Source organism: Mesorhizobium sp. P2_B11 (assembly GCF_056404855.1).
Genome location: NZ_JBFUDF010000002.1, coordinates 317,876 through 337,322 on the forward strand (window position 1 = coordinate 317,876; position 19,447 = coordinate 337,322).

18 protein-coding genes and 1 tRNA gene are annotated in these 19,447 nt (G+C 63.1%); 9 read left to right on the forward strand and 10 right to left on the reverse strand.

Translation table 11 applies throughout. The features are described from left to right. Positions 1 to 32 precede the first annotated feature (32 nt). Positions 33 to 1,994, forward strand: a complete 1,962-nt coding sequence (locus tag AC1DYJ_RS05930; RefSeq protein ID WP_477288803.1) for an acyltransferase family protein — start codon at positions 33 to 35, stop codon at positions 1,992 to 1,994. Between the two features lie 87 nt (positions 1,995 to 2,081). Beyond that, positions 2,082 to 4,046 carry an acyltransferase family protein gene (locus tag AC1DYJ_RS05935; RefSeq protein ID WP_477288805.1) on the forward strand — a complete coding sequence of 655 codons (1,965 nt, stop codon included), beginning with the start codon at positions 2,082 to 2,084 and terminating at the stop codon, positions 4,044 to 4,046. Positions 4,047 to 4,108: 62 nt separating this feature from the next. On the opposite strand, the gene AC1DYJ_RS05940 is transcribed toward AC1DYJ_RS05935, so the two are convergent. Beyond that, a tRNA-Ala gene (locus AC1DYJ_RS05940) sits at positions 4,109 to 4,184 on the reverse strand. Between the two features lie 164 nt (positions 4,185 to 4,348). Here AC1DYJ_RS05940 and AC1DYJ_RS05945 point away from each other — a divergent pair. Beyond that, on the forward strand, positions 4,349 to 4,639 hold the full coding sequence (locus AC1DYJ_RS05945) for a YggT family protein (RefSeq protein WP_477288807.1): 291 nt from the start codon (positions 4,349 to 4,351) through the stop codon (positions 4,637 to 4,639). Between the two features lie 7 nt (positions 4,640 to 4,646). Beyond that, entirely contained in the window at positions 4,647 to 4,955 is a 309-nt protein-coding gene (locus AC1DYJ_RS05950) for a DUF167 family protein (protein WP_477288809.1), read from the forward strand. A 118-nt stretch (positions 4,956 to 5,073) separates the two neighbouring features. Here the strand turns inward: AC1DYJ_RS05950 and AC1DYJ_RS05955 are convergent, their stop codons facing one another. Genes AC1DYJ_RS05955 through AC1DYJ_RS05965 form a run of 3 tightly spaced genes read right to left on the reverse strand, consistent with a single transcriptional unit; the run spans position 5,074 to position 7,823 of the window. After that, on the reverse strand, positions 5,074 to 5,955 hold the full coding sequence (locus AC1DYJ_RS05955; protein WP_477288811.1) for a MurR/RpiR family transcriptional regulator: 882 nt from the start codon (positions 5,953 to 5,955) through the stop codon (positions 5,074 to 5,076). Between the two features lie 27 nt (positions 5,956 to 5,982). After that, on the reverse strand, positions 5,983 to 7,050 hold the full coding sequence (locus AC1DYJ_RS05960; protein ID WP_477288813.1) for an ABC transporter ATP-binding protein: 1,068 nt from the start codon (positions 7,048 to 7,050) through the stop codon (positions 5,983 to 5,985). A gap of 2 nt (positions 7,051 to 7,052) precedes the next feature. Then, on the reverse strand, positions 7,053 to 7,823 hold the full coding sequence (locus AC1DYJ_RS05965; protein ID WP_477288814.1) for an SDR family NAD(P)-dependent oxidoreductase: 771 nt from the start codon (positions 7,821 to 7,823) through the stop codon (positions 7,053 to 7,055). A gap of 179 nt (positions 7,824 to 8,002) precedes the next feature. Here AC1DYJ_RS05965 and AC1DYJ_RS05970 point away from each other — a divergent pair, with 179 nt between their 5' ends. From AC1DYJ_RS05970 to AC1DYJ_RS05985, 4 genes are all read left to right on the forward strand, one after another. Continuing rightward, on the forward strand, positions 8,003 to 9,235 hold the full coding sequence (locus AC1DYJ_RS05970; protein ID WP_477288816.1) for an ABC transporter substrate-binding protein: 1,233 nt from the start codon (positions 8,003 to 8,005) through the stop codon (positions 9,233 to 9,235). A 389-nt stretch (positions 9,236 to 9,624) separates the two neighbouring features. Beyond that, positions 9,625 to 10,494 carry a carbohydrate ABC transporter permease gene (locus AC1DYJ_RS05975; RefSeq protein ID WP_477288818.1) on the forward strand — a complete coding sequence of 290 codons (870 nt, stop codon included), beginning with the start codon at positions 9,625 to 9,627 and terminating at the stop codon, positions 10,492 to 10,494. Next, positions 10,491 to 11,315: a carbohydrate ABC transporter permease gene (locus tag AC1DYJ_RS05980; RefSeq protein WP_477288820.1), complete on the forward strand. Its 825-nt coding sequence runs from the start codon at positions 10,491 to 10,493 to the stop codon at positions 11,313 to 11,315. The genes AC1DYJ_RS05975 and AC1DYJ_RS05980 overlap by 4 nt, the downstream gene beginning before the upstream one ends. A 78-nt stretch (positions 11,316 to 11,393) precedes the next feature. Further along, entirely contained in the window at positions 11,394 to 12,944 is a 1,551-nt protein-coding gene (locus AC1DYJ_RS05985) for a M81 family metallopeptidase (protein WP_477288822.1), read from the forward strand. A 166-nt stretch (positions 12,945 to 13,110) separates the two neighbouring features. On the opposite strand, the gene AC1DYJ_RS05990 is transcribed toward AC1DYJ_RS05985, so the two are convergent. From AC1DYJ_RS05990 to AC1DYJ_RS06015, 6 genes are all read right to left on the reverse strand, one after another. After that, positions 13,111 to 15,165, reverse strand: a complete 2,055-nt coding sequence (locus tag AC1DYJ_RS05990; protein ID WP_477288824.1) for a M3 family metallopeptidase — start codon at positions 15,163 to 15,165, stop codon at positions 13,111 to 13,113. A 151-nt stretch (positions 15,166 to 15,316) separates the two neighbouring features. After that, complete coding sequence (locus AC1DYJ_RS05995; protein WP_477288826.1) at positions 15,317 to 15,730, reverse strand: nuclear transport factor 2 family protein; 414 nt, start codon at positions 15,728 to 15,730, stop codon at positions 15,317 to 15,319. Between the two features lie 5 nt (positions 15,731 to 15,735). After that, positions 15,736 to 16,380, reverse strand: coding sequence for a carbonic anhydrase (locus AC1DYJ_RS06000; protein WP_477288828.1), 645 nt, complete (start codon positions 16,378 to 16,380; stop codon positions 15,736 to 15,738). 284 nt (positions 16,381 to 16,664) lie between these two features. After that, on the reverse strand, positions 16,665 to 17,435 hold the full coding sequence (locus AC1DYJ_RS06005; RefSeq protein WP_477288830.1) for a DUF429 domain-containing protein: 771 nt from the start codon (positions 17,433 to 17,435) through the stop codon (positions 16,665 to 16,667). Continuing rightward, entirely contained in the window at positions 17,432 to 18,316 is an 885-nt protein-coding gene (gene pdxY / locus AC1DYJ_RS06010; RefSeq protein ID WP_477288832.1) for a pyridoxal kinase PdxY, read from the reverse strand. Before pdxY ends, AC1DYJ_RS06005 begins: the two co-directional genes overlap by 4 nt. An 8-nt stretch (positions 18,317 to 18,324) precedes the next feature. Further along, positions 18,325 to 18,576 carry a hypothetical protein gene (locus AC1DYJ_RS06015; protein ID WP_477288834.1) on the reverse strand — a complete coding sequence of 84 codons (252 nt, stop codon included), beginning with the start codon at positions 18,574 to 18,576 and terminating at the stop codon, positions 18,325 to 18,327. A 151-nt stretch (positions 18,577 to 18,727) separates the two neighbouring features. Between AC1DYJ_RS06015 and AC1DYJ_RS06020 the strand changes: the two genes are divergently transcribed. After that, positions 18,728 to 19,360 (forward strand): LemA family protein, encoded by a 633-nt coding sequence (locus AC1DYJ_RS06020; RefSeq protein WP_477288836.1) that lies wholly within the window; start codon positions 18,728 to 18,730, stop codon positions 19,358 to 19,360. Positions 19,361 to 19,447: the final 87 nt, after the last annotated feature.

The window sequence follows — 19,447 nt, forward strand, 5'->3', positions numbered from 1 at the left end:
TTCAGGCCGGCGGAAACAACCAGGAATCTCCCGTGACAATCGATCAGCAACGTCGGCTTCGGCCCGAAATACAGGGCTTGCGCGGACTGGCCGTCGCCATGGTCGTCATTTACCATCTGTGGCCCAATGTTCTTCCCGGCGGCTATGTCGGCGTCGACGTATTTTTCGTCATCTCGGGCTATCTGATCACCGGCCTGCTGGCGCAGATGGCGCTGCGCGATGGCCGGATTTCGCTCATCGAATTCTATTCGCGACGGGTGCGACGGCTGTTACCGGCGGCGACCCTGGTGCTGTTGATGGCGCTGCTCGGCACGCTGCTTTTCGTCTCAAAGGCGCGCTGGGAGGAAATAGGCAACCAGATCCTGGCGAGCGCGCTCTATGTCGAGAACTGGCGGCTGGCCGCGGTCTCCGTCAGCTATCTCGAGGCTGACACTTTGCCGAGCCCGGTGCAGCATTACTGGTCGCTTTCCATCGAAGAGCAGTTCTACATCGTCTGGCCGTTGGTCATGATCGGCGTGACCTGGCTGTCGCGTCGCCGTGGCCTCCCCCTGAGGGCCTGCCTGATCGGGGCGTTATCGCTTATTTTCGTTGCGTCGCTGCTTGCCTCCGTCGTCTTGACGGCGACGGGCCCTGCCCAAGCCTATTTCGTCAGCCACACCCGCCTGTGGGAATTGGCGCTGGGTGGTCTGCTGGTGCTGACCGAACAGCGGTTTCGACTGACGATCCTCACTAGACAGTGGCTGGCGATAGCCGGCATCGCAGGCATCCTTGCGTCTGCCTTGCTGTTTTCCGCGACAACGCCATTTCCTGGCGCCAGCGCGCTGCTGCCGACCGTGGCCACCGCGCTCATTATCCTGGCCGGCGAGGTTGAAGTCGGCCGGTTTCATGGTCTGGATTCGTGGCCACTCCGTTTCATCGGCGATCGCTCCTACTCGATCTATCTCTGGCATTGGCCGCTGATCACGATCTTTCTCGCGCAGGGCTATTCGCTGACGCTTGCCAGCGGTTTCGGCCTGATTGCTGTGATCCTGGCTCTGTCGGATCTGTCCTATCGATATGTCGAGCAGCGCTATCGGCAAGCCAGAACCAGTGCGTGGTGGAAGCCATTGGGATATGGCACCGCAGCGGTTCTGACCTGTGTGATAGCATCCGGCAGCCTACTGCTTTTTCTGAAAACCGAACGGATCGACACCGCACTGATCGGCACGCCTTCCTATCCTGGACCTGCCGCTCTCGTCTCCGGCGCTGCGGTTCCGGACGGCGTGGACTTTCTCCCACCGCTGGCCCGGCTGAGACGAGACGTGCCGGTTGTGTACGTTTCGAAGTGTCATCAGGAGGAAAGCTCGGAGCCCAAAAACTGCACTCTCGGCGATCCGGCGGGGGCGAAAACCATGGTCTTGGTCGGAGATTCTCACGCAGCCCAGTGGGTGCCGGCTCTGGACAAGATCGCCAAGGACCGCAACTTCAAACTGGTCAGCTTTACAAAGTCGGCCTGCCCGTTCAGCCGCGTGGCCACCATGGCGGATGGCAAACCCAACGTCTTGTGCGCGCAATGGCCCGAAAAGGTGCTCGTCGAGATACTCAAGCTGAAGCCGGATCTGGTCTTCACCAGCCAGTCCAACTACGGATCGATCCCACAAGACAAAATGATCGAGGGGCTTCGAGGTCTCTGGAGCAGGCTGACGGACGCCGGCTCGCAAATCGTCGCCATCCGCAATACGCCCTATATGAAATTCGATCCAGGCGACTGCCTGAGCGCAACACCAACGAAATGCGTTACCAAGCTCAGCGACATTGAGCGGAGCGACGTGTTGGCGCTGGCCGCGGAGGGCCAGAAAAATGTGCGCGCCATCGACATGATCGATGCCATATGCGGGCCGCAACTTTGCCCGGCAGTCGTCGGCAACATCATCGTGTGGCGGGACAATCATCATCTGACGGCCAGCTATTCGCTTGCCCTGGCGCCCTATCTCGCAGCCAAGGCGGGGCTTTGACGAGATTGTCGACGTGCCCAGAAGTGGGCCATATGGCCGGATTGCCCCTACGGGTTCAGGCCGGTGAACTATTTCTGGGAACATCAGGTGACAATTAATCAGGGACGTCGGTTTCGACCCGAAATACAAGGGTTGCGCGGACTGGCCGTCGCTCTGGTCGTCATCTTTCACCTGTGGCCCTATGCTCTTCCCGGCGGCTATATCGGCGTCGACGTCTTTTTCGTCATCTCGGGCTACCTGATCACCGGCCTGCTGGCGCAGATGGCGCTGCGCGACGGCCGCGTCTCGCTGATAGAATTCTACTCGCGACGGATACGCAGGCTTTTGCCGGCAGCGATCCTGGTGCTTCTGGTGACGCTGCTCGGCACGCTGCTGTTCATTTCCAAGGCGCGTTGGGAGGAAACCGCCAAGCAGATCCTGGCCAGCGCGCTCTATGTCGAGAACTGGCGTCTGGCCCATCAGGCTGTCAGCTATCTCGACGCCGACAATCTGCCGACGCCGGTGCAGCACTACTGGTCGCTTTCCATCGAAGAGCAGTTCTACATCGTCTGGCCGGTGCTCATGATCGGTGTGATCTGGCTGGCGCGGCGATGGCAGCTCTCCCTGAGACGATGCCTGGCGATGACATTGTCGCTCGTTTTCGCTGCATCGCTGGTCGCGTCGATTGTCCTGACGAAAACAGACCCGGCGCAAGCCTATTTCGTCAGCCATACGCGCCTGTGGGAATTGGCGCTGGGCGGCCTGCTGGTGCTTGGCGAGCACCGGTTTCGATTGGGCGCGGGTGCAAGCCGGCTGCTGGCGATAGCCGGCATCGTGGGCATCCTTGCCTCCGCCTTGCTGTTTTCCGCAACAACGCCATTTCCCGGCGCCAGCGCGTTGCTGCCAACCCTGGCCACCGTGCTGGTCATCCTGGCTGGAGAAGTCCAAGTCGGCCGGTTTCATGGGCTCGATTTGTGGCCGCTTCGCTTCATCGGCGATCGGTCCTACTCGATCTATCTCTGGCATTGGCCGCTGATCACATTCTTCCTGGGGCAGGGCTATTCGCTGACATTTGCCAGTGGTGTCGGCCTGATGGCGGTGATCCTGGTGCTGTCGGACCTGTCTTATCGTTATGTCGAACAACCCTATAGGCAGTCCCGAGGCGGCGCGTGGTGGAAGCCGCTGGGATACGGCACCATCGCGGTCCTGGCATGCGTGGCGGCGTCCGAGGGGCTGCTGCATTTCGTGACGACGCAACGCACCGACATTACGCTGATCGGCACGCCTGCCTATCCCGGGCCTGCCGCTTTGCTGACCGGCGCGGCGGTTCCGGACGGTGTGGACCTGCTGCCGCCGCTGGCCCGGCTAAGGCGGGACGTGTCGGGCTTGTTCGCAGCCGGATGTCACCAGAACCTGAGAGGCGCCAAACCGGTGGGATGCGTGCTGGGCGACCCCGCCGGCACGCAAACCATCGTCCTCGTGGGCGATTCTCACGCTGCCCAATGGGGTTCGGCCCTGAACAAGATCGCCAAGGACCGGAAGTTCAAACTGGTTTCTTTCACGAAAGCCGCCTGCGCATTCGCGCGTGCGCCCACCATGTCGGACGGCAAGCCGTATCCATCTTGCTACGAGTGGCGGGAGAAAGTGCTGGCTGAGATTCTAAAGCTCAGGCCGCTCGCCGTCATCACCAGCCAGTCCAATGCCGGATCGGTTCCGGATGACCTGATGATCGAGGGGCTGCGCGACGTCTGGGGCAGACTGACGCAAGCGGGCTCCCGGATCATCGTCATCCGCAACACGCCCTTGATGCAATTCGAGCCCGGCGATTGCCTGAGCGCCACGCCTGCAAAATGCTTCACCAAAAGAAGCGATGCCGAGCTCAACGACGTGTTGGCGGTCGCCGCAGAGGGTCAGAAAAACGTCCGCGTCGTCGATATGACCGACGCCATATGCGGGCCGGACCTATGCGCGGCGGTTGTCGGTAATATGATCGTCTGGCGCGACAATGGTCATTTGACGGCCACCTATTCGCTCGCGCTCGCGCCCTATCTCGCTTCCAGGCTGGGGCTTTGACGCAATTCCTCAGGGAAAGCGCGATGCGCTTTTCCGGACGAGCAAGGAGTGGAAAATTCCGCTGGTGGAGCTGAGGAGGATCGAACTCCTGACCTCGTCATTGCGAACGACGCGCTCTCCCAGCTGAGCTACAGCCCCGTCCAGCGGATGGCGCATTTATCGAAGGCTGCGCTTTCCTGTCAAGGCGCGGTTTTGCCGAAACGCCGAGCTGGCGGCTATAGCCTGCCGGCATGCGGCAGAACGCGGGCCTTGCCGGTTCGGCATGCAATGGCTACATGTCGCGCAATTCAACGGAGCCTCGAATGAACGCGGTTATCGATACGCTGATCTACGCGCTGAGCATTTATGGATGGATCGTCATCCTGTCGGCGATCTTTTCCTGGCTGTATGCATTCAACGTCGTCAACACGCGAAACCAGTTTGTCGGCAGCGTCGGCAACATGCTGTACCGGCTGACCGAACCGGTCTACCGGCCGATCCGCCGCTATATGCCCGATCTCGGCGGCGTCGACATTTCGCCGATCGTCGTGCTGGTGATCCTGTTCTTCCTGGAGCGCTTTCTCGACAGCACGGTCAGGTCGCTGTTCCTTTAAGTCCCCGGTGACGCCGTTTCGCCTGCGTGACGACGGTATCGACCTGTTCGTGCGGTTGACGCCCAAGGCAGCGGTGGACAGGCTCGAAGGCGTGGAGACAGCGGCCGACGGGCGCTGCCACCTCAAAGCCCGCGTGCGCGCCGTGCCGGAGAATGGCGCGGCCAATGCGGCGCTGGAGCGGCTGGTGGCCAAGGCTCTCGGCGTGCCGGTATCGGCGGCGTCTGTCGTGGCGGGAGCTACTTCACGGCTGAAGACATTGCGTGTCGCGGGTGATCCAGCGTTGCTGGCGCGGCGCGTTGAAGCGCTCGGCGGCTGATCGAAGATCCAGCGTCGCGGCATGCAGGCCTTGAGCTGTCGGCGGGACAGCGCCCCCCCTCTGTCCTGCCGGACATCTCCCCCACGAGGGGGGAGATTGGCAGCTTCGGCGTCGCCCCTCAATCCCCCAGTGGCAACTTCGGATCATCTACCTTCAGCGTGTTCACGCTCTGCTTGATGCGGCGCAGGTTTTCAAGAACCCTGGGCCCGCGCGTCTCGGCGACTGAGGTGACGATCATGTCGACGATCGACAGCAGCGCATAGCGCGACGAGGTCGGTTTGTAGATGTTGCCGTCTTCCAGCGACTGGAACTGGATGACGGTGTCGGCGGCTTTGGCAAGTGCTGAGTCCGGCGGTGTGATGGCGATGGTGGTGGCGCCATATTGCTGGGCGACCTGCACCGCGTCGATGACCGAGCGCGCATAGCCGGAGACGGAGAAGGCGATCAGCGTCGTCTCCGAAGTGGCGACGGCGGCATACATGCGCTGCAATTGCCCGTCGACCTGCGCCAGCACCGGCACGCCCAGCCGAAACAGCCGGTTCTGCATCTCCGTCGCCATCATCGAGGAAATGCCGCCGGAGCCGATGCACAGCACATTGCCCGAATTGACGATGCGCGCGGCGACGCCAACAAGCGTCTTCATGTCGAGGTTTTCGCTGGCGCGCTGGATGGCGGCGATCGCCGCTTCGGTGATGGCGGTCGCGATGCGCTGCTCGCGGGCGTCGCGGCTGAGCGGCTCGGGCGACAGATACTGGCCGCCAATGGCGATCGCCTGCGCCAGATAGAATTTGAAATCGCGCAGGCCTTCGCAGCCGAGATTGCGGCAGAAGCGGGTGACAGTCGGCTCGCTGACGCCGACACGCGCGGCAATCTCCGAGATTGCCGCCTTGGAGGCAAAATCGAGGTCGGACAGAACAAGGCCGGCCAGGCGGCGGTCCGATTTGGTGCCGTCCTGCGACATCAATTGCAGGCGCGTGATGATGTCGGCCGGCGTTTTCATCTCTGGGGTTTCGTTTTCATGGCGCCTTCATAGCGGCAGGCCCGTGGCCTTGTCGAACAGGTGGATGTTGGCCGGCGCGACCGAGACCGGCAGCAGTTCGCCCGGTTTCACCTGCACCCGGTCGCGGAACACGGCGCGCACCGTATCAGTGCCGATGGCACCATAGATATGGGTTTCCGAGCCGGTCGGCTCGACGACATCGACCTTGATCGCCATGGCGTCGGCGGCCTCGCCGATGACGAAGTGTTCGGGCCGGATGCCGGCCTCGACCGTGCTGCCTGGCGGCACCGTCTTGCCGTCGAGCGCGAGACGTCCGCCGCCGGCCGATTCGAACCAGCTTTTCTCGGGTGTGGTCTTCAGCGCTCCGGAGACAAAGCTCATCGACGGCGAGCCGATGAAGGAGGCGACGAATTTGTTGGCGGGACGGTCGTAGAGTTCCAGCGGCGCGCCGACCTGCTGGATCTTGCCGCGGTCCATCACCACGATGCGGTCGGCCATGGTCATGGCCTCGATCTGGTCGTGGGTGACGTAGACGATGGTCGATTTCAGCCGCTGGTGCAGCGCCTTGATCTCGGTGCGCATCTGCACGCGTAGCTGAGCGTCGAGGTTGCTGAGCGGCTCGTCGAACAGGAACACCGAGGGTTCGCGCACGATGGCGCGGCCCATGGCGACGCGCTGGCGCTGGCCGCCCGACAGCTCCCGGGGATAGCGGTCGAGATAGGAGAACAGGTTGAGGATGCCCGACGCCTTCCTGACCTTCTCATCGATGGCCGGGCGTGCCTCGCCGCGGATCTTTGGACCGAAGCCGATATTGTCTGCCGCCTTCAGGTGCGGAAACAGCGCGTAGGACTGGAAGACCATCGCAATGTTGCGCTGCTGCGGCGGCAAATCGTTGGCGCGCACGCCGCCGATCAGGAGGTCGCCCGAGGTGATCGGCTCCAGTCCGGCCAGCATGCGCAGCAAGGTCGACTTGCCGCAGCCGGAAGGGCCGACCAACACGACGAACTCGCCGCTTTTGATGTCGAGGCTGATGTTCTCGAGGATCTTGTGGCGTCCGAACGATTTCGACAGGTCGCGGAACTCGACATCGGTCATGGTCAGGCTCCCAAAATATCGTCGATGAAAGGCAAGAAGCCGGCGGTCAGTCCGGCGTCGACCGGCACCACCGCGCCCGTTATGCCCGATGCTCGCTCCGAGGCAAGGAAGGCCACCGCTTCGGCCACTTCCGTGGCGTCGACGATGCGGCCGAGCGGATAGAGCCGCTGCAGCTTGCCGAGAATATCAGGGTTCTTGGCCAGGCGATGGTCCCAGGCGGCGGTGCGGATCGAGCCGGGGCAGACGACGTTGGCGCGCAGGCCGCTGCGGCCGAGCTCGACCGCGACCGATTTCGCATAGGCGTTGATGCCGGCCTTGGCCGCGGCATAGGCCGGGTTGCCGAAATGCGCGATGGCGTTGACCGAGGAGATGAAGACGACGCTGCCCGAGCCACGGGCGGCCATCGCCTTGATCAGCGGATCGGCGAACAGCATCACCCCGGTCAGATTGAGGTCGAGCTCGTGCTCGATCTTGTCGGGGGTTAATGCTGCAAGCGTCTCGGCGCGGGTCCAGCCGGCATTGTTGATCAGGATGTCGGGGACGCCGTCCTTCTCAAGGATCGCCGGCATCGCTGCTTCGATGGAGGCCCGGTCGAGGAGGTCGAAGACATGGCGCGAGGCCAGATGCGGACTGCCAAGCTGGTCTTGCGACTGGTCACAGCCGATCACCCGTGCGCCGCGTTCCGCCAGCAGCGCCACGATGGCTGAGCCGAGGCCGCCGCCGGCGCCGGTCACCAGCGCAGTCTTGCCTGCAAATTCGGCCTTTGAAACCACCCTGCGCGTCTCCCCGGGGTCTACGATAGTCGGAAAACGCTATTTTAAGAAATGTAATTAAGCAACAGGAAAATCCGCTTGCGCAGGGCGAAATGATGGATAATGTAGGAAAGTCACATAAAGCTTGTGCCGCCTGAAAGCCGCAAAAGCGCAGGCCCGCACCAAATGGGAGAGATCATATGACGCTTGCGAAATGGACCATAGGCCTGATGGCCGGAATGAGCATGCTGGCGCTGACGGCGCAGGCGGACGCCGGCGAAGTGCGCGTCACCGTCGCCGAATACAGCGCCAAGACCGGACCGTATTTCGAAGCGGTGAAGAAGGAATTCGAAGCCGCCAACCCGGGCATCACCGTCAAGTTCGAAGTGGTGCCGTGGGAGGTGCTGCTGCAGAAGCTGACCACCGACATCACCGCCGGCACCAATGCCGATCTCTCCATCATCGGCACGCGCTGGCTGATCGATTTCGTCCAGCAGGATGTCGCCGAGCCGCTCGACGGCTACATCAAACCCGACTTCAAGGACCGTTTCATCGACACCTTCCTGTCGCCCTCGATCATGGACGGCAAGACCTACGGCCTGCCGATCGCCGCTTCGGCGCGGGCCATGTACTACAACAAGGAACTGTTCGAGAAGGCCGGCATCGCCAACCCGCCGGCAACCTGGACAGAGCTGCAGGAAGACGCGCGCAAGATCAAGGCGCTGGGCACCGGCACGTTCGGCTTCGGCCTGCAGGGCAAGGAGATCGAGACCGACGTCTACTACTACTATGCGATGTGGTCGCAAGGCACCGAGATCCTCAACAAGGACGGTTCGTCGGGCCTCAGCACGCCCGGCGCGCTTGAAGCCGCCAAGCTCTACAAGTCGATGATCGATGAAGGGCTGACCGAGCCGGGCGTCACCTCCAACAACCGCGAGGATGTGCAGAACCTGTTCAAGCAGGGCAAGGTCGGCATGATGATCACTGCCCCCTTCCTGTCCAACCAGATCAAGGACGAGGCGCCGAACCTGAAATATGGCGTGGCCGCGATCCCAGCCGGTCCGAGCGGTGCGCGCGGCACCTACGGCGTCACCGATTCCATCATCATGTTCAAGAATTCCAAGAACAAGGATGAGGCCTGGAAGCTGCTCGACTTCCTGTTCACCACCGAACAGCGCGCCAAGTTCACGCAAGGCGAAGGCTTCCTGCCGGTGAACAAGGAAGAGGCCAAGATGGACTACTACGTCAACAACGCCGATCTGGCCGCCTTCACCGCGCTTCTGCCCGACGCCCGCTTCGCGCCGGTCATTCCGGGCTGGGAAGAAGTCGCCCAGATCACCTCGGATGCCATGCAGAAAATCTATCTCGGCGGCGACCCCGAGGCAGGCTTGAAGGAAGCGGCTGACAAGGCCAACGCGGTGCTGAAGAAATAGGGCGTATCTCCCTGCGCCCGGCGCGCCCCTAAAGATCGGGGCGCGCCACTTTTCCTCTCCCTCCGGAGGGGGGAGAGGTGGCTCGGCGAAGCCGAGACGGAGTGGGGGAACCACCTTCGCCGTGAACAGGACACAAGGGCACTAGGCGCAAGCATCGTCTTGCTTTGCGCCCAGGAGTCGACCCCCACTCCGTCGAGCTTCGCTCGACACCTCTCCCCCGATCGATGGGGGAGAGGAAAGGCCGCCTTCCGCAGCCGCTGCGGAGGACGGGCAGCGCAAACGCCCGCAGGAGGTTCAAATCCTGAAGCGCTGCTCTAGACCGATATGCAAGATTGATCCGAGCTGGGGTGCCAGCGCAACTGATGTCCAACACGGTACAAAACCGGCCGATGCAAAATCGCTTCTTGCCCTATCTGCTGACCTTGCCCAGCCTGCTGCTGGCGGCGGTCGTCATCTTCTGGCCGGTCTGGGACCTGATCCAGATTTCGACGCATGATGTCAGCCGTTTCGGCCAGCTGCGCGACTTCAACAATTTCGCCAATTACGCCGCCTTCCTCGCCGATCCCGACTTCCTGGCAGCCCTCTGGCGCACCGGCCTGTGGACCGTGCTGGTGGTCGGCGGTGCGCTGCTTTTGTCGGTGCCGGTCGCGATGATCCTCAACACCGATTTCTACGGCCGCGGCATTGCCCGCGTCATCATCATGCTGCCCTGGGCGGTGTCGCTGACGATGACGGCGGTGGTCTGGCGCTGGGCGCTCAACGGCGAAAGCGGCATGCTGAACTCGGCGCTGATCGGGCTCGGCCTGATCCATGAAAACATCCAGTGGCTGGCGCGCGCCGAGACGGCATTCCCGATGCAGGTGCTGATCGGCATATTGGTAACGGTCCCGTTCACGACGACGATCTTCCTCGGCGGCCTGTCGTCGATCCCCGACGACCTCTATGAGGCTGCGGCGCTCGAAGGGGCGACGCCGCTGCAACAATTCCGCGAGATCACCTTTCCGTTGCTGAAGCCGTTCATCAACATCGCCATCGTGCTCAACACCATCTACGTCTTCAACTCGTTCCCGATCATCTGGGTGATGACGCAGGGCGGGCCGGCCAATTCGACCGACATTTTGGTCACGCACCTCTACAAACTGGCTTTCCGCATCGGCAAGCTGGGAGAGGCGTCGGCGGTGTCGCTGCTGATGTTCGCCATCCTTTTGATCTTCACTATAATCTATGTGCGGCTGGCCATGCGGGAGCAGCGGACATGACGTCCAAGCTGAAGCGCACGATCATTGCCTGGCTGCTGCTGTCGCCGCTGCTGGTGGTGACGATTTTTCCGTTCGCGGTGATGTTCCTGACCGCGGTCAAGCCGCGAGCGGAAGTGCTGTCGCCGACATGGTGGCCGAGCGAGTTCCATTGGTCGAATTTTGCCGACATGTGGGTGGCGACCGGGTTTGGCCAGGCGCTGGCCAATTCGCTCTATGTCTCGGTCATCGCCACGGCCGGCGCGATCCTGATCTCGGTGCCTGCCGCCTACGCGATGTCGCGGTTTCGCTTTGCCGGTTACGGCGCCTTCCGCCAGTTCCTGCTGATCTCGCAAATGATCTCGCCGATCGTGCTGGTGCTCGGCCTGTTCCGGTTGATGGCGGCCTGGGGCCTGATCGAATCGACGACCGCACTCGGCGTCATCTACATGGCCTTCAACGTCGCCTTCACCGTATGGATGCTGCAGAGCTATTTCGACACCATTCCGCGCGATCTCGAGGAAGCCGCCTGGATGGAGGGCGCCGGCCGCTGGCTGACGCTGCGAAAGGTGTTCCTGCCGCTCTGCCTGCCGGCGATCGCTGTCACCGCCATCTTCACCTTCATCAACGCCTGGAACGAGTTCGTCGTCGCCCTCACCATGCTGCGCAGCCAGGAAAGCTACACGCTGCCGATCCAGGTGTTTTCGCTGGTCGCCGGCCGCTACACGATCGAATGGCACCATGTGATGGCGGCGACGCTGCTGGCGACCTTGCCGGTGGCGATCCTGTTCATCTGGCTGCAGCGCTATCTTGTCCGCGGACTGGCGCTCGGGGCGGTCAAATAAGCAATTCCAGGAAAAGTGTGCGGCGGTTTTCCCTAGGAATTGCGACAAACAAAAGCCTAGCGTCTCTACGGAGTTTTCATGCGCATCTTCACCGCCTCGCTGGCGACGGAAACCAACACCTTCTCGCCAGTGCCAACTGACCGGGCGTCGTTCGAGATGGCCTTCTATGCAGGCCCGGGCAGGCATCCGGACACGCCGACATTATGCTCCTCGCCTATGGTCGCGCTGCGCCGGCGCGCGGCGGACGAAGGGCTGACCGTCATTGAAGGCACCGCCACCTGGGCGGAACCGGGTGGCCTGGTACAGCGCCAGACTTTTGAGGCGCTGCGCGACGAGGTTCTCGGCCAGCTGAAGGCGGCGCTGCCGGTCGATGCCGTCATCCTCGGCCTGCACGGCGCCATGGTGGCGCAAGGTTATGACGATTGCGAAGGCGACCTGCTTGAACGGGTTCGCGCCATGGTGGGGCCGGATGTGGTGGTCGCGGTGGAACTCGATCCGCACAGCCATCTGACGCCGAAGCGCGTGGCGGCATCCAACATCATGGCCTACTTTCTCGAATTCCCGCACACCGATTTCTATGAGCGCGGCGAGCATGTGGTCGAGCTTGGCCTGGCTGCCGCGCGTGGAAAGATCAAGCCTGTGATCTCGACCTTCGACTGCCGCATGATCCAGGTGCTGCCGACCAGCCGCGAGCCGATGCGCTCCTTCGTCGACCGCATCAAGGCGCTCCACGGCAAGGATGGCGTGCTGTCGGTCTCGGTCATCCATGGCTTCATGGCGGCGGACGTGCCCGAAATGGGCACGCGCATTCTGGTCGTCACCGACAATGACAAGGCCAAGGGCGATGCGCTGGCGGAGAGGCTCGGGCGCGAGCTCTACGCCATGCGCGAGAAGACGGCGATGACGATGCTGAACACCGCGGACGGCATTGCGCGGGCTTTGGCCGTTCGCCGGGAAAATCAAGCCAAGCCGGTTGTCATTGCCGACATCTGGGACAACCCCGGCGGCGGCGTCGCCGGCGACGGCACCGTCGTGCTGCGCGCCATGCTGGAGCGCGGCCTCGACAAAATTGGCGTGGCGACGATCTGGGACCCGATCGCCGTCACCTTCTGCCAGGCAGCGGGTGAAGGCGCCGTCATCGATCTGCGCTTCGGCGGCAAGGCCGGTCCGCTGGCCGGCGAACCAATCGACGCGAAGGTGCGGGTGCTGAAGGCGGTTTCGGAGGGCTGGCAGAGTTTCGGGCCAAGCCGGGTGACGCTCGGGCCGACGGCGCTGGTGCGCATCGAAGGCACCGAGGTCGACATCATCCTCAACACCAACCGCACGCAGACCTTCGAGCCGGACATTTTTTCCAACATCGGCGTCGATCCGATGTCGAAGGACATTTTGCTGATCAAGTCGACCAACCATTTCTACGCCGGCTTCGAACCGATCGCAGCGGAGATCATTTATCTGTCGGCGCCGAGTTCCTATCCGAGCAATCCGGCGGTGACGGATTACAAGAAGCTGACGCGGCCGGTATGGCCTAGGGTGGAGGATCCGTGGAAACAGCCAATCTCCCCCCAAGTGGGGGAGATGCCCGGCAGGGCAGAGGGGGGCGCGAAGGAACGCGACGCCTCCTCTTCATAGAATGGTACGAAGCAATTCTGACGGCGCACTTGCCGTCACTGACACGTCGGCGGGACAGCGCCCCCCTCTGGCCTGCCGGCTTTCGTCGCTCGGAAAGCCAAGCAGTTGGCTTTCCGTCCGCTGCGCGGACCTCTCCTCAACCCCCACACGAGGGGGGATTAGCCAATCACACCAACCCCCGCTTCACCATCATCGCTTCCGGCGAAGGCATCTTGCCGCGGAAGGCCGTGTAGAGCTCCTCCGGGTCCTTCGACCCACCGGCAGCATAGATGTTCTTGCGCAACCTTTCGGCCAGCGCCGGGTTGAAGGGGTCGCCGGTCTCCTCGAAGGCGGCGAAGGCGTCGGCGTCGAGCACTTCCGACCACATGTAGGAATAGTAGCCGGCTGAATAACCGTCGCCGGAGAAGACATGACCGAAATGCGGGGTGCGGTGACGCATCGCGATCGTGTCAGGCATATCAAGCTTTTCCAGCGTATCGGCTTCGAACTGAAGCGGCTCGGCCGGCGCATCCGAACTCGCGTGATAAGCCATGTCGATCAGCGCTGACGCCGTGAATTCGACCGTGGCGAAGCCGGCCCCAAAAGTGCGGGCGGCCAGCATCTTGTCGAGCAGTGCCTTGGGCATCGGCTTGCCGGTCTTGACGTGCAGGGCGTGCTTTTCGAGCACCGCCGGCACCGTCAGCCAGTGCTCGTAGAGCTGCGAGGGCAGTTCGACGAAATCGCGGCTGACCGAGGTGCCCGCGACCGACGGCCAGGTGACATCGGTCAGCATGCCGTGCAGGGCATGGCCGAATTCGTGGAACAGCGTCTTGGCCTCATCGACCGACAGCAGGGCCGCTTCGCCGGCCGGCGGTTTGGCGAAGTTCATGATGTTGTAGATCACCGGCTTCGAGCCATCGCCAAGCTTGTAGCCGGACTTCAGCGCACTCATCCAGGCGCCGGAGCGCTTCGAGGACCGGGCGAAATAGTCGGCGAGGAACAGGCCGCGCTCGCTGCCGTCGGCATTCCTCACCACGAAAGTGCGCGCGTCGGGATGCCAGGCGGCAATGCCCTTCTTCTCCTCGAAAGTGATGCCGAACAGTTTTGTCGCAACGTCGAAACAGGCGTCGATGACGCGGTCGAGCTGCAGGTATGGCTTCAGCTCAGCCTCGTCGAAGGCGAATTTTTCCGCGCGCAACTTCTCCTGGTAATAGCGCCAGTCCCAGGCGGCGAAGGCCTCGTTGCTGCCGGCTTCTGTCGCCAGTCGCTCCAGCTCTTTCTGGTCGGCCGCCGCCTTCTCCAGCGCCTTTTCCCAGACGGGGTCGAGCAAATCGTGCACGGCCTTGGGCGTCTTGGCCATGGTGTCGTCGAGCTTCAGCGCGGCGAAAGAGCCATAGCCGAGCAGCTTGGCCTTTTCGGCGCGCAGCTTCAGCATGTCGCGCACAACGGCAGTGTTGTCGCTGGCGCCGCCATTCTGCCCGCGCATGGTGAAGGCGCGGAATGCGGTTTCGCGCAGGTCGCGGCGCTCGGAGAAGGTGGTGAACGGCTCATAGATCGAGCGCGACAGCGTGACGGCGTAGCGGCCTTTCTGGCCGCGCGTCTCGGCGGCCTCGGCCATCGAGCTCTTCACGAAGTCGGGCAGGCCGGCGAGGTCTGCTTCGTCAAGGAACAGCGCCCAGTCGCGCTCGTCGGCCAGCACGTTCTGGCCGAAAGTGGTGCCAAGCGAGGACAGTTCCTCGCTGATGCTGGCCAGCCGCTTCTTGCCATCGGCATCGAGCTTGGCGCCTGAACGGACAAAGCCTTTCCAGGTCTTTTCCAGCACCCGCAGCGTCTCGGCGTCGAGTTTCAGGCTCTCACGGCGCTGGTAGAGATCGTCGATGCGGGCAAACAGTTTCTCGTTCATCGAGATGGCCGAGAAATGCCTCGACATCTTTGGCGAAATCTCGCGCTCCAGCGCCTGGATCTGATCGTTGGTGTGGGCGCCGGCCCGGCACCAGAAGATAGACGAGACATGGTCGAGCGGCTCGCCGGCTAGCTCCAGTGCCGCCAGCGTGTTGTCGATGGTCGGCGCCTCCTTGTTGCCAGCGATCGCGTCGATCTCGGCCTCATGCGCCTTGAGCGCTGCGTCGAACACCGGAGAGAAATCGTCGTCGCCGATGTTGGCGAAATCCGGCAGGCCGAGCGGTCCCTGCCATTTGGTCAGCGGATGGGCGGCAAGGTCGAGGGTTTTTGCAGACGGCATGAGCAACTCTTTTCGATGATTGCGAGCAAGGTGGGCTGGTGACCGATGTAGGGCGCTGCCTTGCCCGGCGCAACAGCGCGGTTCTTCAAGATCTGGTATATGTTTTGCGCAATTCCGGACGGAAAACCGCACACACTTTTCCTGGAATTGCTTAGAAGCCGTCGCAATTTTCCGCGATCGCTGCTTGCGAACTGGCGGTGATGCGGTTGCCGGTGACGGCAAACGTCTCCTGCATCAGCATGTCGTTGTTGGAGAAATCATAGCAGGCGATCACCGTGGTGACGCCGGCCTCGCTCTCTTCGATGCGATGCCGGATCGCGGCGCCGGCGACGGCCCCTTTCCACTCGTCGATCGAGGCGATGAATTCCTGCTTCGACTGCACGACGCCGAGATCGTCGAGTTTTATGCGGACATCGTCGGCGAGCAGGTCCGACAATTCGGTGCGGTCGGCGACCAGCAGCGCCGAATACCAGCGGTCGATGATGGCGCCGTCATCGGCGCGGGCAGGGGTGAGCGAAAACAGCAGCGCCGCCACGGCGAAAACGATCGAATGGCGATCCCGCATATCTGCTACCCCAAATCCGGCCGCTCGAAGTCGCCGGTGTCCTTGTTCATCACCCAGAGTTCGCCGGTCGAAATGTCGAACCAGGCGCCGTGCAGGGCGAGACGCCCCTTGCCCTCGAGGATTGAGACGCAAGGGAAGGTTCTCAGGTTGGCGATCGAATAGCGGATCGAAATGCGCTCCAGCGCCGTCTGCCGTTCGGAGGCCGTCATCATGGTGCTGGACGACACGGTCTCGGCCGCCGGCGCAATCAGGCTCATCCATTTGCCGATGAAGTCGCCTGGCGACAGCGGCGCCGAATTGGTGTCGAGCGCCGCGCGGATGCCGCCGCAACGGCCATGGCCCATGACCACGATGTTTTTCACCTTCAGGCTCTGCACCGCGAATTCGAGCGCCGCCGAAGTCGAGTGGAACTCGCCATCGGGCGCATAGGGTGGCACCAGATTGGCGACGTTGCGCACCACAAAGAGCTCACCGGGACCGGCGTCGAAGATGGCTTCAGGCGCGGAGCGGGAATCGCAGCAGGCGACGATCATGGTTTCGGGCGCCTGTCCCTCGCGGGCGAGCTCGCGATAGCGTCCGCTCTCGGTGAGATAGCGGCCGTTCATGAAGTTGCGGTAGCCGTTCAGCAGATGTTCGGGGAGATGGGACATGGGCGGCGTCTAGACCCTTTCCGGGTTGGATGCGGCACGGTCCATCGATATTCAGGTGAGGCCGGCCTGCGAATGGCCGATGCCTGCGCTTCCGGTGCTCACGTACTAGAGTACGCTCCGCTCCGGTTCTCGGCATCAGCCATTCTCGACTCGGCCTGACCTGAATCTCGACAGACCTAACTCTGAAAAAAGCCTCTAACGGCAAAAGCCTGTCGCGGGCAATGCCGAATTGCGGATGGCTCCGTCGCAAATCGCCATGCGGCATGCATGGCTCCGGGCTTGCTTCACGCCCAGATGGCGATGGGAATGCCGAAACGGTCGGCAAGCGGCGGGTCGGGAAACGGCTTTGCTTCGCCGCCGGCGATGCGTGCGGCAATCAGCATCATTACGGCCGCATCGAGGAAATCGTCTGGTGCTGCGCCTTTCGGTGGCGGCTGGTCGAGAAAGGCTTTTTCGTAGCCGTGGCGGCACAGCAGCGCCTTGCGCTCTTCCATGCCGGCCGGGTTGACGGCGCCCTTGACCTTCTTCGGCAGCGTCATCGGTTTTTCGCCGTTCAGCCGGCAGAATGCGACTTCCGGATGCGATTCGTAGACGCGGGCGCGCAAATCGGGCCGCGCGATCAGCAGCGCGTCGATTTCGCGGATCTTGGCAAAGATGCCGAAGGCCTGGATCGAGACGCCGCGCGGCGGATCGGAGGTCGCCTTGGCCACGTCACTGGCGCGGCGATGCGCTGCATACCAGGCCTCGACCGTGGTGAAGTCGCTGGTGTCGGCGTACAGGGCCGCGCGGGACGGGATAGAGAAGACACTGGACTGGCGCTGTCCCAGCAGCGGCCGCACCAGCGCCTCGGGTCCGCGACCGCCTTTCTGCGAAAAGTCCGGCAGGCCGACCGGCATGTCGACGGCTACTGTCGCATCGGCTGGCAAAGCGTCGAGCAGGGCCGCGAAGGTAGGAAAGACGCCGACTGAGGTCGCGGCATCCAGATCGCGGCGGACGGCTATCCAGCCGGCCTTGCAGCCGTCGACGCCGACAAGCACACCATTGCGGGATGTCACGCCCGGCGGTCCCGCCCTGGGTGTGTGAGATGGCGCAACTGCACCATCGCCATCGGGTGCGACAGGCTTTGCGCATCGGTCTCGAGCTGCAACTCGTCGCCGCCGCGTTTGGCGGTGCGCGCCAGGATCTCGTAGACCGCCGCCGTGGTCGACTGCAGCGCCTTGATCGGCGGCTGTCCCGACAGGATGCGGGCGAGGTAGACGGCGGCCGTCAGGTCGCCCAGCCCGTTCGGCGGCTTGTCGATCAGGCGGTGTTCGGCCAGCAGCGCCTGGCTGGCGTCGAGCAGCAGATTGCCGGTGCCGCCCGTCATCATCGACGGCGCCGATGTCACCAGCATGGTGCGCGGTCCGGCATGAAGTGCCGCCGCGATCACCGATTTCAGGTCGGGCAAAGGCGCGCCCGCCATCCATTCCAGCTCGAAGCGGTTGGGAGTGGCGATGTCGGCGATCGGCATCAGCCGGTCGCGCATGGCAGCCGCCGTCGGCTCGGGCACGTACAGCCCGGCGGAATCGCCCATCACCGGGTCGCATATATAGACCGCGTCCGGCGTCTTGGCCTTGACCGCGGCAACCAGCGAGGCAACGGCCTCGGCCTGGCCGGCCTCGCCGAGATAGCCCGACAGCACGGCGCCGACCTCACCCAGCCATGGCGCGCGTTCGAGATCGGCCATCAGCGCCTTGAACTGGTCGAGCGGCGGCACGATGCGCGTCGCGCGGCCGTGGCCGGGATGCCAGGGCAGGATCACCGTCGGCACCGCCCAGACCGGAAAGCCCAGCGTCTCCAGAGCAAACACGGCGGCGCGGTTGCCGACCGAGCCGCGGGCGACATGGCTGGAAATGACGATGACCGCGCGCGGCGCGTCGGCTTTTTCGCTGTTCATTGAAATTCCTAGCTGCCCCGGGAGACGTAGTAGACGAGCCAGATCAACAGGCCGAGAGCGACAATGAGACCAAGTGCGCGGCCGATGCGGGTGCCCCAGACCTCGATCGGATCGGAGCGATCGGCTTCAGCGGCGGTGACGTGATCGCGCGCGCTTTTCGCGACCTGCGACACCAATGACGCGCCGCCAAGGCCGCCCTCGTTCGCCACGCGCTCGAGAATGCGGCGCGATTCGCTGTCTTCGTCGCGGCGTTCCGCCATGATCCCGTCCTGTTTCGCGGCGACCATATCGCGTTCGCGCGGTCAATCACAGGGCCTGGCGAGCGCATGAGTGGGCGCCAGCCGCAGACATTTTCTTGAGCGCGGATTGTGCTAATGCTTCGCATGCAACTTTCTGTCGAGGGACCACACCATGATTGCCCAGCGCCTTGCCTTCCCCTTCTGCAATTTGCCGGCCGTGCTGATGATGGCCATCGTGCTGCCGCTGCTTGCCGGCTGCGGTTACAACACCATCCCGACAGCGGAAGAAAACGCCAAGGCGGCCTGGAGCGAGGTGCTGAACCAATACCAGCGCCGCTCCGACCTCATTCCCAACCTGGTCGAGACGGTCAAGGGCTACGCGGCGCATGAAAAGGATACGCTCGATGCGGTGGTCGAGGCGCGCGCCAAGGCGACGCAGATCACGGTGACGCCGGAAACGCTGAAGGATCCCGAAGCGCTGAAGAAGTTCCAGGATGCCCAGTCAGGGCTGACCAGCGCGCTGTCGCGGCTGATTGCGGTGTCGGAGGCCTATCCCGACCTCAAGGCCAACCAGAATTTCCTGGCGCTGCAGGCGCAGCTCGAAGGCACCGAAAACCGCATCGCGGTGGCGCGGCGCGACTACATCCTGGCGGTGAAGGACTACAATCTGACGCTGAAGACCTTCCCGTCGGTGCTGTGGGCAACCTTCTGGTTCCGCAGCAACGAGCCCTTCGCCAATTTCACCGTCGACGAAGACAAGATGCAGCCGCCGAAGGTCGATTTCGGCACGAAGCAGGGCGGGTGAACGGCGACTGTCGTCGCAAGACAATCCCGCGAAAAGACGGACTGCTGGCGTGCAAACACCCCTCTCTGTCCTGCCGGACATCTCCCC

What these genes read in the sequence shown, in the direction of transcription:
- AC1DYJ_RS05945 (WP_477288807.1), top strand. Translation starts at nt 4,349, where the DNA reads ATGAACGCGGTTATCGATACGCTGATCTACGCGCTGAGCATTTATGGA.
- AC1DYJ_RS05970 (WP_477288816.1), top strand. Translation starts at nt 8,003, where the DNA reads ATGACGCTTGCGAAATGGACCATAGGCCTGATGGCCGGAATGAGCATG.
- AC1DYJ_RS05990 (WP_477288824.1), bottom strand. Translation starts at nt 15,165, where the DNA reads ATGCCGTCTGCAAAAACCCTCGACCTTGCCGCCCATCCGCTGACCAAA.
- AC1DYJ_RS06000 (WP_477288828.1), bottom strand. Translation starts at nt 16,380, where the DNA reads ATGTCCCATCTCCCCGAACATCTGCTGAACGGCTACCGCAACTTCATG.
- AC1DYJ_RS05960 (WP_477288813.1), bottom strand. Translation starts at nt 7,050, where the DNA reads ATGACCGATGTCGAGTTCCGCGACCTGTCGAAATCGTTCGGACGCCAC.
- AC1DYJ_RS05995 (WP_477288826.1), bottom strand. Translation starts at nt 15,730, where the DNA reads ATGCGGGATCGCCATTCGATCGTTTTCGCCGTGGCGGCGCTGCTGTTT.
- pdxY (WP_477288832.1), bottom strand. Translation starts at nt 18,316, where the DNA reads ATGAACAGCGAAAAAGCCGACGCGCCGCGCGCGGTCATCGTCATTTCC.
- AC1DYJ_RS05985 (WP_477288822.1), top strand. Translation starts at nt 11,394, where the DNA reads ATGCGCATCTTCACCGCCTCGCTGGCGACGGAAACCAACACCTTCTCG.
- AC1DYJ_RS06015 (WP_477288834.1), bottom strand. Translation starts at nt 18,576, where the DNA reads ATGGCGGAACGCCGCGACGAAGACAGCGAATCGCGCCGCATTCTCGAG.
- AC1DYJ_RS05955 (WP_477288811.1), bottom strand. Translation starts at nt 5,955, where the DNA reads ATGAAAACGCCGGCCGACATCATCACGCGCCTGCAATTGATGTCGCAG.
- AC1DYJ_RS05975 (WP_477288818.1), top strand. Translation starts at nt 9,625, where the DNA reads ATGCAAAATCGCTTCTTGCCCTATCTGCTGACCTTGCCCAGCCTGCTG.
- AC1DYJ_RS05980 (WP_477288820.1), top strand. Translation starts at nt 10,491, where the DNA reads ATGACGTCCAAGCTGAAGCGCACGATCATTGCCTGGCTGCTGCTGTCG.
- AC1DYJ_RS06020 (WP_477288836.1), top strand. Translation starts at nt 18,728, where the DNA reads ATGATTGCCCAGCGCCTTGCCTTCCCCTTCTGCAATTTGCCGGCCGTG.